The sequence below is a fragment of the Nocardioides sp. genome (assembly GCF_047606145.1).
Lineage (GTDB): Bacteria > Actinomycetota > Actinomycetes > Propionibacteriales > Nocardioidaceae > Nocardioides.
The window spans coordinates 34623-48023 of record NZ_JASGET010000025.1 but is presented as its reverse complement, the minus strand read 5'-3'; the positions used below and the strand labels follow the sequence as shown (position 1 = coordinate 48023).

Below are 13401 nucleotides of genomic sequence, written 5' to 3'. Positions count from 1 at the left end.
GTGGGGCGCGACGAGTTCGAGAAGATCTACTGGGAGCTGCATCCCAGGCTCCTTGCCTACGCCCGAGGACAGCTCGATGATGCGGGGGCCTACGATGTCGTGGCGTCCACCTTCGAGACGCTGTGGAAGAAGGAGCTCGTCTATCCAGCCGACGATCAGGGCGGTTGGAAGCAGTTCACCGCGTTGGCTTTCCAGGTGCTCAAGGGCCATGTGAGCAACGAGTACCGCTCCCGCCATCGCCGCGCCTCGCTCTGGCGCAGGTTACTCGTGCTCGGTCCCGAGCCGGAGACCTCGGTCGATTCCTCTGCGCACGTGGACAGTGCCGAGGCAGCCCGTGACTGGTTGTCACGTCTGAGCGAGGCAGACCGCCATGTGATTGCGTTGTTCAACGCCGGATACTCCACTAAGGAGACGGCGGAGATCCTTAGCTGCTCCGTTTCGGCCGCAGCACGGCGACGCGACCGCGCGAAGCAGCGACTGCGTGAGATCGTCAACAGGGAGGTGAGCAGCGGTGACCAAGACACCAGGGTCTGAGGACCCCGAACTGCGGAACCTGCTGGACTCGATCGGCCTGCGAGCCACCCACGTCCCTGCCTCTCCGACACAGGATCTGCTCGACCAGGCACGAGCTCAACGAGACCTCGACGCCATCACCTCCAAGCGACACATTCCCAAGCGTCGAATCCGCCGATGGTGCGGACGAGGAGCGATCGGGCTCGTCATGGCAGCGGCGATCGCCTTGGTGTGCTACCTGGTCTTGCCCTCCACCAGTACACCGGCCGCCGCCCAGACCCCGCCGATGCTCTCGTTCAGCGGAGCTGAGAAGACCACGGCAGGCGGTCTTCATGGTGTCCCTGCAGCCAACACCCTCGCCGAGCTAGCGGCCCACGCAGCCGCCCAGAACCCCCCGGCCGACCTGCCGGTCCAACGCATCGAGCAGTATGCCTGGTGGGCGGCTACCGAGTCCGAGCATGGCACAACGACTACAACCGTGCTTGTGCCCGTCGAGCGGACCACCTACCTACTGCCCAACGGCAAGATGCGTGACATCGAGCACCGGGGCGAGCCACTGGATCGCCACGGCCAGATCAGCCGAGCCACAGGCTCCTGGCAAAGCAGCCCCCGCGCTGCTGACGAGACCTTCGACACCGGCCAACCAGCGAACTACCCCGAGACACTGCCAACCGACCCCGCGAAGCTCGTTCGTGCACTGGCACCGAGAAACGGATGCGCCGACGCGCGCGGAGACTGCCTGCTCAACGCGTTGGCCAACATCTACACCACCTACGTCGTCGCACCGTCTGTGTCACAGGCGCTGTGGCGCGCCACCGCGCGCCTTCCAGACATCGAGACTCTTGGCACCACCACTGACCGGCTCGGCCGACACGCCATCGCCTTGACCGCCCCAGCACCCAGCACAGGTCAGCAGATCATCGTCCTGGCCGACCCCCAGACCGGCAGCGTTCTCGGTTCCGAGACCATCCTCACCAAGCCGAACAAGGATTTCACCTTCTCCCCGCCCGCCGTCGTGGCCTTCACCGCGCTGCTTGACTCCCAGCGGGTGGCTGCGAAAGAGTCGTGACCATCACCTGACCAGCGCGCCCTTCTCAAACTGGCAGCACGACGTCAACGCTGATCAGTGCCAAGTGCAGTGGCACTTCACCACCCACGACGCCCGGACCAAGCTCCGCCGCCTATACCCCAACTACTAGCAGCGACGCTCTACTAGGCGGTGCGCATCGCGCGGATGATCTTGCGGCGCAGCACCACGCGCCGGGTGCCGTCGGCGGTGATCCGCACCCGGTCCAGCTCCCAGCCGCCGTGCTCGGCCCGATCGACCAGCAGCCTGGTGACCACGTTGCGGGAGAAGTCCCGGGAGAACGTCACCTGATCGAACTCCCAGGACACGCCGGGTCGTGGGGCGCGTCGTTCGATTCGGGGCACCTGCTCTCCTTCCCTCTCCTTCCGGCTCGGCCCGGTCGAACCGGTGGTGCTGTGACCAGGTCAGCCGGTCAATCGACCGAGACGTCGTCCAGCGCGGCCGCGATCTCGACCGGCAGGGTGAGATCGGCCACCGCGAGGGCGTCGCGCAGCTGTGCGGCGGTGCGCGCGCCCAGGATCGGCGCGGTCACCCCGGGGCGGTCGCGCACCCAGGCCAGCGCCACCTGCAGCGGAGACCAGTCCAGGCCCTCCGCGGCCCGGCAGACCGCCTCCACGATCCCCGCGCCGCGTTCGTCGAGGTAGCCGTCGATCCGGCCGGCGAAGTCGCCGGATCCGCCGCGGGAGTCGCCCGGGGTGCCGGTGCGGTACTTCCCGGTCAGCGTGCCGCCAGCCAGCGGGGACCACGCCAGGATGCCGAGCCCGAGCGCGGCGGCCGCCGGCACCACCTCGAACTCGACATCGCGGGAGAGCAGCGAGTACTCCACCTGGGTCGAGGCCAGCGCGACCCGCCCGGGGACGGCGCGCTGCCAGGTGGCCGCCTGCGCGGTCTGCCAGCCGGCGTAGTTCGACACCCCGACGTACGACGCCCGGCCGCTGCTCACCGCGAGGTCGAGTGCGCTCAGCGTCTCCTCGAGCGGTGCGTCGTCGGACCACACATGGACCTGCCAGAGGTCCACGTGGTCGGTCTCCAGCCGCCGCAGCGAGGCGTCCAGGGTGGCGAGCAGGTGGCCGCGGGAGGTGTTGACCTCGCGGCTGCCGTGCCGCCGGGAGATGCCGGCCTTGGTGGCCAACACGATCTCCTCGCGCCCCACCACGTCGCCGATCAGGCCGCCCAGCAGTCGTTCCGAACCACCGTCGGCATACCCGGCCGCCGTGTCGACGAGAGTGCCACCGGCCTCGACGAAGGCGGTCAGCTGGTCGCGCGCCTCATGCTCGTCGGTCGAGCGGCCCCAGGTCATCGTGCCGAGTGCCAGCGACGAGACCCGCAGCCCGGTGGCTCCCAACAGACGCTGATGCATGACGCCGAACCTATCCCGCGGCGTGTCGGCGCGCGGCGACGGCTCGCCGTACGCCCGGCCGACCGGGAGCGGGCCGGCTCGCCCGGGTGTCGTCAGGCTGGGGTCAGGCAGGAACATCTAGGCTGTCCCGCGTCCCGCCGCCGCAGCAGAAAGCGACAGATGAACATCCTGGACTCCGTCGTCCTCGGGATCGTGGAGGGACTCACCGAGTTCCTGCCCGTCTCCTCCACCGGTCACCTGACGATCGCCGAGAAGCTGCTGGGCCTGCAGATCGACGACGACTCGGTCACGGCGTACACGGCGGTGATCCAGATGGGCGCCATCGCGGCTGTCTTCGTCTACTTCTTCCGCGACATCGTCGGCATCATCGGCGGGTGGTTCCGGGGACTGGCCAAGCCGGAGTACCGCGGTTCGATCGAGCACCGGATGGGCTGGTACGCGATCGTCGGCACCATCCCGATCGGGATCGTCGGCTTCGTGGCCAAGGATGTGGTCTCGGGGCCACTGCGATCGCTGTGGTGGGTGGCCGCCGGGCTGCTCGCCTGGAGTGCGGTGATGGTCCTGGCCGAGCGCACCGCGCGGCAGGATCGCGCCGAGCGACAGCTCACCCTCACCGACGCGATCGTGATCGGGCTGGTCCAATGCGTGGCGCTGGTCCCCGGCGTGTCCCGGTCCGGTGCGACCATCTCCACCGGTCTCATCCGCGGCCTCGACCGGGTCACCGCCACCCGGCTGAGCTTCTTCCTGTCCATCCCGGCGCTCACCGGTGCCGGGCTCTACGAGCTCAAGGACGTGCACGGGATCAGCGCCGGTCCGGTGGTCATCGGCACGCTGGTCAGCTTCGTGGTCGCGTACGCCGCCATCGCCTGGCTGCTCCGGTTCGTGGCGGGCAACTCGATCGCCAAGTTCGTGCCGTACCGGATCGGGCTGGGCGTGCTGCTGGTGGTGCTGCTCGGCCTGGGCGTGATGCAGCCGACCTGAGCGACGGCCCCGGGCATCGCACCGGAGCGTCACAACCAGCCGGACTTGTGGAACCAGACCCACAGCCCGATCGCCGATCCCACCATCAGCAACAGGGCGTAGGCGTAGCCGAACTGCCAGCCGAGCTCGGGCATGTGGGTGAAGTTCATCCCGTAGACCCCGGCGATCAGCGTCGGCACGACCACGATCGCGGCGCCGGCCGAGATCTTGCGCATGTCGTCGTTCTGCTGCAGCGAGATCCGGGCCAGGTGCGCCTCGAAGGCCGAGGAGAGCAGCGAGTCGAGACTCTCCACCTGCTCGGTGGCGACGTTGAGGTGGTCGAGCACGTCGCGGAAGTAGGGCCGCAGCTCCTGCTTGGGATCGAGGGAGCCGAGCGATGCCTCCACCGTGGCCAGCCGGCGGATCGGGTCCCGCAGCGGTACGACGGCGCGGCGCACCTCGGCGAGCTCCCGCTTGAGTCGGTAGATCCGCGCCGAGTCGCGGGTGCGCTCGTCGGAGAAGACCGAGGTCTCCACCTCGTCCACGTCGGTGGTCAGCTCGCCGAGCACGCCCAGATAGCCGTCCACCACGAAGTCGGTGAGGGCGTAGACCGCGGAGAACGGCCCGCGCATCAAGATGTCGTGCTCGCCCTCGAGCAGGTGCCGGGCCGCGCCGAGCCGCGACCCGCGCCCGTGCCGCACCGTCACCACGTAGTCGCGGCCCAGGAACACGTTGACCTCGCCGGTCTCCACGGCGTCGTCCTCGTCGACGTACCAGAGCGTCTTGAGGACGAAGAACAGGCTCTCGCCGTACCGCTCGAGCTTGGGGCGCTGATGTGCCACGTAGGCGTCCTCGACGGCCAGGGCGTGGAACTCGAACGCCTCGGCGACCTCGCTCAGCTCGGTCTCACTGGGTTGGTACAGGCCCAGCCAGACGAAGTCGCCGTCCTCCCGGACGCCGGACCGCAGAGTGGCGTAGTCGTGCGGGGCGCAGTCCAGCTCGATCCGCTCACCGCCGCGGTAGAGCGCGCTGTCGACGATCACGAGACCCACGCTAATCGGTCCGCGCCGCGTGGCTGGCTACGCTCGCGGTATGGCGACGCTCATTCTGGTGCGGCACGGTCGCACCACCGCGAACGCGAGCGGTGTGCTCGCCGGCCGGACGGCGGGGGTCAAGCTCGACGAGCTCGGCGCCGAGCAGGCCCGTCGTACCGGGGAACGGCTCGCGGTGGTGCCGCTGGCGCTGGCGGTGACCAGCCCGCTGGAGCGCTGCCGGCAGACGACGCGGGCGATCCTGGCTGCCCGCGAACCGGACGCGCCGCCGGTGCCGGTCTCCACCGACCGGGCGCTGACCGAGTGTGACTACGGCGAGTGGCAGGGCCGGCCGTTGCGCGAGCTGGCCCGGGAGAAGCTGTGGAAGGTGGTGCAGAGCCAGCCGTCGGCGGCGACCTTCCCGGCCGGTGAGTCGATGGCGCGGATGCAGACCCGGGCGGTGACGGCGGTACGCCGCCACGACGCCGCGGTCGCCGCGGAGCACGGCGCGGGGGCGGTCTGGCTCGCGGTCAGCCACGGCGACCTGATCAAGGCGATCCTGGCCGACGCGCTCGGCATGCACCTGGACCTGTTCCAGCGGATCGCCGTCGACCCCGCGTCGGTCTCCATCGTCCGCTACGGCGACGCTCGTCCGACGGTGCTGGCGACCAACACCCACGCCGGCGACCTGTCCTGGCTGGCGGCGCGCAAGCGCGGCCGTCGTCGCGCTCCGGGCCCGGCCGGGGGCGCCCCGGTCGGCGGCGGGGCCGGCCCGGCACCGGGCCCGGCATAGGGTTTGACACATGGCAGTCGTGTTCGCGTTCGACCCACCGGAGAGATTCGTTGCCGGCACCGTCGGGGAGCCGGGCGCCCGCACCTTCTTCTTGCAGGCGCGCAGCGGCTCCCGGCTGGTCAGCGTCGCGTTGGAGAAGCAGCAGGTGGCGGCGCTGGCCGAGCGCCTCGACGAGCTGCTCGACGAGCTGATGTCCACCGCCTCCGGAGTGGTGCCGGCGGTGGCGCCGTACGACCTGACCGACAACGATCCGCTGGAGCACCCGATCGAGGAGGAGTTCCGGGCCGGCACGATGACGCTCTCCTGGGACCCGCACGCCGAGCGGGTCGCGATCGAGGTGTTCTCGCTGGACCAGGTCGACGACGTCGATGAGGCCGATGAGGTGGACGAGGCCGACGGGGCCGCGGAGACCCTGGCGATCGACGAGACCGACGAGGAGCCGGGCGCCACCGACCGGGACGACGACACCGACGACACCGGCGACGCCGGAGACGGGGACCGGGCCGCCGCCGGCGGTCTCGGTGATCTCGAGGACGTGGCCGGCCTGACCGCCGAGGCCGCCGAGGCCGCCGAGGCCGCCGAGATGCTGCTGGTCAAGCTCGACCCGGCCCATGCCCGCGCGTTCGTGCAGCGCGCCGGCCTGGTGGTGGAGGCGGGACGGCCCTCGTGTCCGTTCTGCGGTCAGCCGATCGACGTCGACGGGCATCTGTGCGTGCGGGCGAACGGGTTCCGGCGGCGTGATCCCTGAGCCCCACCCGGAGGGCACCCTGCGGGTGATCGGCCGCATCCGGGCCGCCTCCAACGCCACCTTCCTGGCCGAGTTCGGCGGTGAGACCGAGGGAGACGATGCCGTCGCGGTGGTCTACAAGCCGGTGGCCGGCGAACGTCCGCTGTGGGACTTCCCCGACGGCGACCTGGCCGCGCGCGAGCTGGCCGCCTACCTGGTCTCCGAGGAGCTCGGCTGGGCGGTGGTCCCGCAGACCTGGCTGGGGGAGGGGCCGCACGGTCCGGGGATGCTCCAGCGCTGGTGCGAGCCCGACCCGGAGGTCGAGGCGGTGACCATCGTGCCCGAGGGCGCCGTGCCGGACGGGTTCCGCTGGGTCTTCGACGGCTACGACGTCGCGGACCGGGTGATCTCGCTGGTGCACGAGGACAGCCCTGCGCTGCGCCGGATGGCGGTGTTCGACGCGATGGTGAACAACGCCGACCGCAAGGGCGGACACGTGCTGGCGATGGCCGACGGCCACCGCTACGGCTGCGATCACGGCCTCACCTTCCATCACGAGCCCAAGCTGCGCACCGTGCTGTGGGGCTGGCAGGACGAGCCGTTGACGGGCGTCGAGTGTGACGGCATCCGGCGGGTTCGCGCCGGCCTGGACGGCGTCCTCGGCGACGCCCTGGGGAAGCTGCTCAGCGTGGTGGAGCTGGCGGCCCTGGCCGGGCGGTGCGACCGGCTGCTCGACCGTGGCCGGTTCCCGGTGGCCGCGGACGACCGGCATGTCGTTCCCTGGCCGCCGTTCTGAAGAGCCACGGTCCGCCGATAGGCTGCCGCCATGCGCGCCTGGCCTGCCCCCGACGTACCCGCTCTGCCGATCCAGGGTCCGGAGGTCTCGCTCTACGACCACGCGCGAGACGAGCTGGTGGCCACCGAGGGCGGCCCGGGACCGCGCTCGCTCTACGTCTGCGGGATCACGCCGTACGACGCCACCCACCTGGGCCACGCCAACACCTTCGTCGCCTTCGACCTGCTCCATCGGGCCTGGCTCAACGCCGGTCACGAGGTGGCCTATGTGCAGAACGTCACCGACGTGGACGACCCGCTGCTGGAGCGGGCGGAGAAGGTGGGGGTGGACTGGACCGCGCTGGCCGAGCGGGAGACCGACCTGTATCGCGCCGACATGGAGGCGCTGCGGGTGCTGCCGCCTCGGGAGTACGCCGGCGCGGTGGAGTCCATTCCGCTCTTCATCGACATGCTCGCCACCCTGGACGCCGCCGACGCGCTCTATCGCGTCGAGGACGACGTCTACTTCTCGGTCGGCGCCGATCCGCGCTTCGGCACCGAGTCGCGGATGGCGCGCCCCGAGATGCTGGAGCTCTTCGCCGAGCGCGGCGGAGATCCCGACCGGGTCGGGAAGAAGGACCCGCTGGACCCGCTGGTGTGGCGCGCCGAGCGTCCGGGCGAGCCGTCCTGGCCCTCGCCGTACGGGCCCGGCCGCCCGGGCTGGCACATCGAGTGCTCGGCCATCGCGTTGTGTCACCTCGGTGCCGGGTTCACCGTCCAGGGCGGCGGCTCGGACCTGATCTTCCCGCACCACGAGATGTCGGCCAGCCACGCGCACGCGGCCGGCTCGGAGTTCGCCCGGATCTACACCCACGGCGGGATGGTCGCCTACGACGGGCACAAGATGTCCAAGTCGCGCGGCAACCTGGTCTTCGTCTCGGCGCTGCGCAACGGTGACATCGACCCGATGGCGATCCGGCTGGCGCTGCTGCGCCATCACTACCGCAGCGACTGGGAGTGGACCGACGACCAGCTCTTCGACGCGGTCGACACGCTCGCCCAGTGGCGCAAGGCGATCGCGCTGCGCGGCGGGGCGCCGGCCGGCCCGGTGACCGAGACGGTGCTCGGCGCGCTCGCCGACGACCTGAACGCACCGCGTGCGGTGGCCGTGGTGCAGGCCTGGGTGGAGGCGACCCTCGGCACCGACCACCTCGCCGAGACCTCGCACAACGACGCCGGCGCGGTGGTCGAGGCGCTGGTGGACGCGGCGCTCGGGATCAAGCTGTAACTCGCCGAGTCGGCGCTTACCGTACGGCTGAGGACGCCGAGTCGGCGCTTACCGTACGGCGCGGCCAACTCAGCCCTCGTCGGCCCGGCGCTTGAGGTAGCGCTCGAACTCACGGGCGATCGCCTCGCCGGAGGCCTCCGGCAGGTCGGCGGTGTCGCGCGCCTCCTCGAGGGAGCGGACGTAGTCGGCGATGTCCTCGTCCTCACCGGCCAGCTCGTCCACGCCGCGCTCCCAGGCGCGCGCGTCGTCGGGCAGGTCGCGCAGCGGGATGGCGCACTGCAACAGCTCCTCGAGCCGGTTGACCAGCGCCAGCGTCGCCTTGGGACACGGCGGCTGGGCGACGTAGTGCGGCACCGCCGCCCAGTAGGAGACGGCCGGGATGTCGAGGCGCACGCACGCGTCCTGGAGTACGCCGACGATCCCGGTGGGGCCCTCGTAGTTGGACTCGTCGAGCTGCAGCCGGTCGACCAGCTCGGGCTCGGTCGCGGTGCCGCTGACCGAGATCGGCCGGGTGTGCGGCGTGTCGGCGAGCAGTGCGCCGAGGGTGACCACCAGCTGCCCGCCGAGGTCGTCGACCCCGGCCAGGATCTCGGCGACGAACTGCCGCCAGCGCATGTTCGGCTCGATGCCGCGCACCAGGATGATGTCGCGGTCCAGATCCGGCGGGGAGCAGACCGCGATCTGGGTGCCGGGCCAGGTCAGCTCCCGGTGTCCCTGCGGACTCACCCCGACCGTCGGACGGTTGACCTGGTAGTCGTAGAAGTCCTCCGGATCGAGTCTCGCCACCACCGTCGCGTCCCAGACCTCCATCAGGTGGTCGACCGCGCCGGAGGCGGCCTCGGCGGCGTCGTTCCACCCCTCGAACGCGGCGATGACCACCGGATCGACCAGCTCGCGGATCTCTTCGATCTCGATCACCCCTCCACCCTACGGCGTACCGCCCGACGCCAAGGATTCTCAAACTCTGGACAGAGGGTGTCAGGATCTGGGAAAGGCGGCCCTGCGCCGGACGCTGCCACCTAGCGTTGGCTGACGCCTCCCGTCCACCGAGCCGGTCCCCGCGCGGGTCCGGAGAGGAGCCCACCCGTGACCCTGCGCCCCGACGCCACCGACGCCCTGACCGCGACCCTGCGGCAGCGGATCATGGTGCTCGACGGGGCGATGGGGACCGCGATCCAGCGCGACCGACCGGACGAGGCCGGCTACCGGGGCACCCGGTTCACCGATCGCGAGGAGTGGCCCGGCGACCTGGTCGGCAACAACGACCTGCTCTGCCTGACCCAGCCCGAGCTGATCGCCGGCATCCATGCGGAGTACCTGGCGGCCGGCGCCGAGATCATCGAGACCAACACCTTCAACGCCACCGCGATCTCGCTGTCCGACTACGGCATGTCCGAGCTCGCCTACGAGATCAACCACGCCGCGGCCACGCTCGCCCGCCGGGTGGCCGACGAGTTCGCCACCCCCGACCGGCCCCGCTACGTGGCCGGGGCGCTCGGCCCGACCAGCCGCACCGCCAGCATCAGCCCCGACGTCAACGACCCGGGCGCGCGCAACGTCAGCTACACCGAGCTGGTCGACGCCTACGCCACCGCCACCCGCGGACTCCTGGAGGGTGGCGCCGACCTCCTCGTCATCGAGACGATCTTCGACACGCTCAACGCCAAGGCCGCGGCGTACGCCGTACAGAGCGTCTTCGAGTCCTACGGCCGGCGCTGGCCGCTGATCGTCTCCGGCACCATCACCGACGCCTCCGGCCGGACCCTCTCCGGCCAGGTCACCGAGGCGTTCTGGGACTCGATACGGCACGCCAAGCCGCTGCTGGTCGGGCTCAACTGCGCCCTCGGCGCCGCCGAGATGCGTCCCTACATCGCCGAGCTCGCCCGAGTCGCGGACACCTTCGTCTCCTGTTATCCGAACGCCGGCCTGCCGAACGCGTTCGGGGAGTACGACGAGACCCCGGCCCAGACCGCCGGCCATCTCCGGGAGTTCGCCGGCGCGGGGTTCGTCAACCTGGTCGGCGGCTGTTGCGGCACCACCCCCGCGCACATCGCCGAGATCGCCGCCGCGGTCGACGGGCTGGATCCGCGACAGGTGAGTGGCCGCGAGCCCGCGCTCCGGCTCTCCGGGCTGGAGCCGTTCGCGATCACCGACCAGAGCCTGTTCGTCAACGTCGGCGAGCGCACCAACATCACCGGCTCGGCGCGCTTCCGCAACCTGATCAAGGCGGGGGACTACGACACCGCCGTCGGGGTGGCCGCCCAGCAGGTCGAGAACGGCGCCCAGGTCATCGACGTCAACATGGACGAGGGCATGATCGACGGCGTCGCCGCGATGGACCGGTTCCTCAAGCTGGTCGCCTCCGAGCCCGACATCAGCCGGGTGCCGGTGATGATCGACTCCTCCAAGTGGGAGGTCATCGAGACCGGACTGCGCAATGTGCAGGGCAAGCCGATCGTCAACTCGATCTCGCTCAAGGAGGGCGAGGAGAGGTTCGTCGAGCACGCCCGCGCCTGCCTTCGGTACGGCGCCGCGGCGGTCGTGATGGCCTTCGACGAGGACGGCCAGGCGGACTCCTACGAGCGCCGGATCGCGGTCTGCGAGCGGGCCTATCGGATCCTCGTCGACCAGGTCGGGTTCGATCCCGAGGACATCATCTTCGACCCCAACGTGTTCGCGGTCGCGACCGGCATCGAGGAGCACGCCAGCTACGGCGTGGACTTCATCGAGGCGACCCGCTGGATCAAGCAGAACCTGCCCGGCGCGAAGGTGTCCGGCGGGATCTCCAACGTCAGCTTCAGCTTCCGCGGCAACAACCCGGTCCGGGAGGCGATCCACGCCGTCTTCCTCTACCACGCCATCGCCGCCGGCCTGGACATGGGCATCGTCAACGCGGGTCAGCTGGTGCCCTACTCCGAGGTCGATCCGGAGCTGCGGCTGAGGATCGAGGACGTCATCCTCAACCGCGAGCCGGTCGGCGGCGGGACCCCCACCGAGCGGCTGCTCGAGATCGCGGCCCGGTTCGACGTGGGTCAGCAGGAGGCCGAGGAGAAGGAGCAGGAATGGCGCTCGCTGCCGGTGGCCGAGCGCATCACGCACGCGCTGGTCAAGGGCATCGACGCCTACGCCGAGGCCGACACCGAGGAGCTCCGCGGTGAGATCGCGGCCCGCGGCGGCCGTCCGATCGAGGTCATCGAGGGCCCGTTGATGGACGGCATGAACGTGGTCGGCGATCTCTTCGGCGCCGGCAAGATGTTCCTGCCGCAGGTGGTCAAGTCGGCGCGGGTGATGAAGAAGGCGGTCGCCTACCTGATCCCGTTCATCGAGGAGGAGAAGGCGAACAACCCCGCGCTGGCCGCCGCCAAGGAGACCAACGGCACGGTCGTGATGGCGACCGTCAAGGGCGACGTGCACGACATCGGCAAGAACATCGTCGGGGTGGTGCTGGCCTGCAACAACTACGAGGTGATCGACCTCGGCGTGATGGTCCCCGCGCAGAAGATCCTGGACACCGCTCGCGAGGTCGGCGCCGACCTGATCGGCCTGTCCGGCCTGATCACGCCGAGCCTGGACGAGATGGTCTCGTTCGCGACCGAGATGCAGCGCCTCGGGCTCGACCTGCCGCTGCTGATCGGTGGAGCCACCACCAGCCGGGCGCACACCGCGGTCAAGATCGACCCGAAGTACGACGGCCCGGTGGTCTGGGTCAAGGACGCCTCCCGCTCGGTGCCGACCGCCGCCGCGCTGCTCAGCGACGAGCGCCGGCCGGCGTTGCTGGCCGAGGTCAAGGCCGACTACGACGCCCTGCGCGCGCGGCACGCGGAGAAGCAGGAGCGGCCCCAGCTGACCTACGCGCAGGCGCTGCGCAACGCCACCGAGATCCGGTGGGACGGCTACCTGCCGCCGCAGCCGGAGATCACCGGGGTCCGGGTGCTCGCCGACTACGACCTCGCCGAGCTGCGCGAGTTCATCGACTGGCAGCCGTTCTTCAACGCCTGGGAGATGAAGGGGCGGTTCCCCGACATCCTCAACAACCCGGCCACCGGGGAGACGGCGCGCAAGCTGTACGACGACGCCCAGCGGATGCTCGACACGGTGATCGCGGAGAAGTGGGTGAGCGCCCACGGCGTCTACGGTCTCTTCCCGGCCAACACCGGCGTGACCGGCGCGCGTGACGACATCACGGTCTGGGCGGACGAGTCGCGCAGCACCCCGCTCGCCGTACTCCATCACCTGCGGCAGCAGGGCAAGCACCGCACCGGCATCCCGAACCGGTCGCTGGCCGACTACGTGGCCCCGATGGAGACCGGGCTCGCCGACCACGTCGGCGCCTTCGCGGTGACCGCCGGGATCGGGTTGCCCGAGCGGATCATGAAGTTCAAGGAGGAGCTCGACGACTACTCCGCGATCATGCTGGAGGCGCTGGCCGATCGGTTCGCCGAGGCGTTCGCCGAGCGGCTCCACCAGCGGGTGCGCACCGAGTTCTGGGGGTACGCCGCCGAGCGATCGCTCTCCAACGAGGACCTGATCGCCGAGCGCTACACCGGCATCCGGCCGGCGCCGGGCTACCCGGCCTGCCCGGACCACACCGAGAAGCGGACCATCTGGGAGCTGCTCGACGTCACGGCCAACGCCGGCATCGAGCTCACCGAGTCGATGGCGATGTGGCCCGGAGCCTCGGTCTCGGGCACCTACTACAGCCACCCGGACGCGCAGTACTTCGTGGTCGGCCGGCTCGGCCAGGACCAGGTGGCCGACTACGCCGCGCGCAAGGGCTGGACCCAGGCGGAGGCGGAGCACTGGCTCTCACCCAACCTCGGCTACGAGCCGGAGGACTGATATGTAGGGCCTTCCTGTCAAGAGGCAGG

12 protein-coding genes are annotated in these 13401 nt (G+C 70.4%); 8 read left to right on the top strand and 4 right to left on the bottom strand.

Going from position 1 to position 13401, the window contains the following annotated elements; translation table 11 throughout:
- Together QM638_RS04200 and QM638_RS04195 are read left to right on the top strand one after the other, a co-directional pair.
- Complete coding sequence (locus tag QM638_RS04200) at positions 1-534, top strand: RNA polymerase sigma factor (RefSeq protein WP_415140683.1); 534 nt, start codon at positions 1-3, stop codon at positions 532-534.
- A complete protein-coding gene (locus QM638_RS04195; RefSeq protein WP_415140682.1) occupies positions 512-1582 on the top strand; it encodes a CU044_5270 family protein in 1071 nt (356 codons plus the stop codon). The genes QM638_RS04200 and QM638_RS04195 overlap by 23 nt, the downstream gene beginning before the upstream one ends.
- A gap of 143 nt (positions 1583-1725) precedes the next feature.
- On the opposite strand, the gene QM638_RS04190 is transcribed toward QM638_RS04195, so the two are convergent.
- Complete coding sequence (locus tag QM638_RS04190) at positions 1726-1908, bottom strand: DUF5703 family protein (protein ID WP_415140758.1); 183 nt, start codon at positions 1906-1908, stop codon at positions 1726-1728.
- Positions 1909-2012: 104 nt separating this feature from the next.
- Positions 2013-2960, bottom strand: a complete 948-nt coding sequence (locus QM638_RS04185) for an aldo/keto reductase (protein ID WP_415140681.1) — start codon at positions 2958-2960, stop codon at positions 2013-2015.
- Positions 2961-3119: 159 nt separating this feature from the next.
- Here QM638_RS04185 and QM638_RS04180 point away from each other — a divergent pair, with 159 nt between their 5' ends.
- The gene (locus QM638_RS04180) at positions 3120-3941 is read left to right on the top strand and encodes an undecaprenyl-diphosphate phosphatase (protein WP_415140680.1); all 822 of its coding nucleotides are present in this window, start codon (positions 3120-3122) and stop codon (positions 3939-3941) included.
- A 29-nt stretch (positions 3942-3970) separates the two neighbouring features.
- Here QM638_RS04180 and corA read toward each other — a convergent pair whose 3' ends face one another.
- Positions 3971-4963, bottom strand: a complete 993-nt coding sequence (gene corA, locus QM638_RS04175) for a magnesium/cobalt transporter CorA (protein WP_415140679.1) — start codon at positions 4961-4963, stop codon at positions 3971-3973.
- Positions 4964-5012: 49 nt separating this feature from the next.
- On the opposite strand from corA, the gene QM638_RS04170 reads away from it, so the two are divergent.
- The 4 genes from QM638_RS04170 to mshC are packed head-to-tail and all read left to right on the top strand — an operon-like array spanning position 5013 to position 8533.
- The gene (locus QM638_RS04170) at positions 5013-5744 is read left to right on the top strand and encodes a histidine phosphatase family protein (RefSeq protein ID WP_415140678.1); all 732 of its coding nucleotides are present in this window, start codon (positions 5013-5015) and stop codon (positions 5742-5744) included.
- Positions 5745-5754: 10 nt separating this feature from the next.
- The gene (locus QM638_RS04165) at positions 5755-6492 is read left to right on the top strand and encodes a DUF3090 family protein (RefSeq protein WP_415140677.1); all 738 of its coding nucleotides are present in this window, start codon (positions 5755-5757) and stop codon (positions 6490-6492) included.
- Positions 6482-7267, top strand: coding sequence for an SCO1664 family protein (locus QM638_RS04160; protein ID WP_415140676.1), 786 nt, complete (start codon positions 6482-6484; stop codon positions 7265-7267). Before QM638_RS04165 ends, QM638_RS04160 begins: the two co-directional genes overlap by 11 nt.
- Positions 7268-7297: 30 nt before the next feature.
- Positions 7298-8533, top strand: a complete 1236-nt coding sequence (gene mshC, locus QM638_RS04155) for a cysteine--1-D-myo-inosityl 2-amino-2-deoxy-alpha-D-glucopyranoside ligase (protein ID WP_415140675.1) — start codon at positions 7298-7300, stop codon at positions 8531-8533.
- Between the two features lie 69 nt (positions 8534-8602).
- Here the strand turns inward: mshC and QM638_RS04150 are convergent, their stop codons facing one another.
- Positions 8603-9451 carry a PAC2 family protein gene (locus tag QM638_RS04150; RefSeq protein WP_415140674.1) on the bottom strand — a complete coding sequence of 283 codons (849 nt, stop codon included), beginning with the start codon at positions 9449-9451 and terminating at the stop codon, positions 8603-8605.
- Positions 9452-9619: 168 nt separating this feature from the next.
- Here QM638_RS04150 and metH point away from each other — a divergent pair, with 168 nt between their 5' ends.
- Positions 9620-13372, top strand: coding sequence for a methionine synthase (metH, locus tag QM638_RS04145; RefSeq protein WP_415140673.1), 3753 nt, complete (start codon positions 9620-9622; stop codon positions 13370-13372).
- Positions 13373-13401 lie beyond the last annotated feature (29 nt).

Coding starts and splice junctions, on each gene's coding strand:
- QM638_RS04185 (WP_415140681.1), bottom strand. CDS start 2,960: ATGCATCAGCGTCTGTTGGGAGCCACCGGGCTGCGGGTCTCGTCGCTG.
- QM638_RS04180 (WP_415140680.1), top strand. CDS start 3,120: ATGAACATCCTGGACTCCGTCGTCCTCGGGATCGTGGAGGGACTCACC.
- QM638_RS04170 (WP_415140678.1), top strand. CDS start 5,013: ATGGCGACGCTCATTCTGGTGCGGCACGGTCGCACCACCGCGAACGCG.
- QM638_RS04165 (WP_415140677.1), top strand. CDS start 5,755: ATGGCAGTCGTGTTCGCGTTCGACCCACCGGAGAGATTCGTTGCCGGC.
- mshC (WP_415140675.1), top strand. CDS start 7,298: ATGCGCGCCTGGCCTGCCCCCGACGTACCCGCTCTGCCGATCCAGGGT.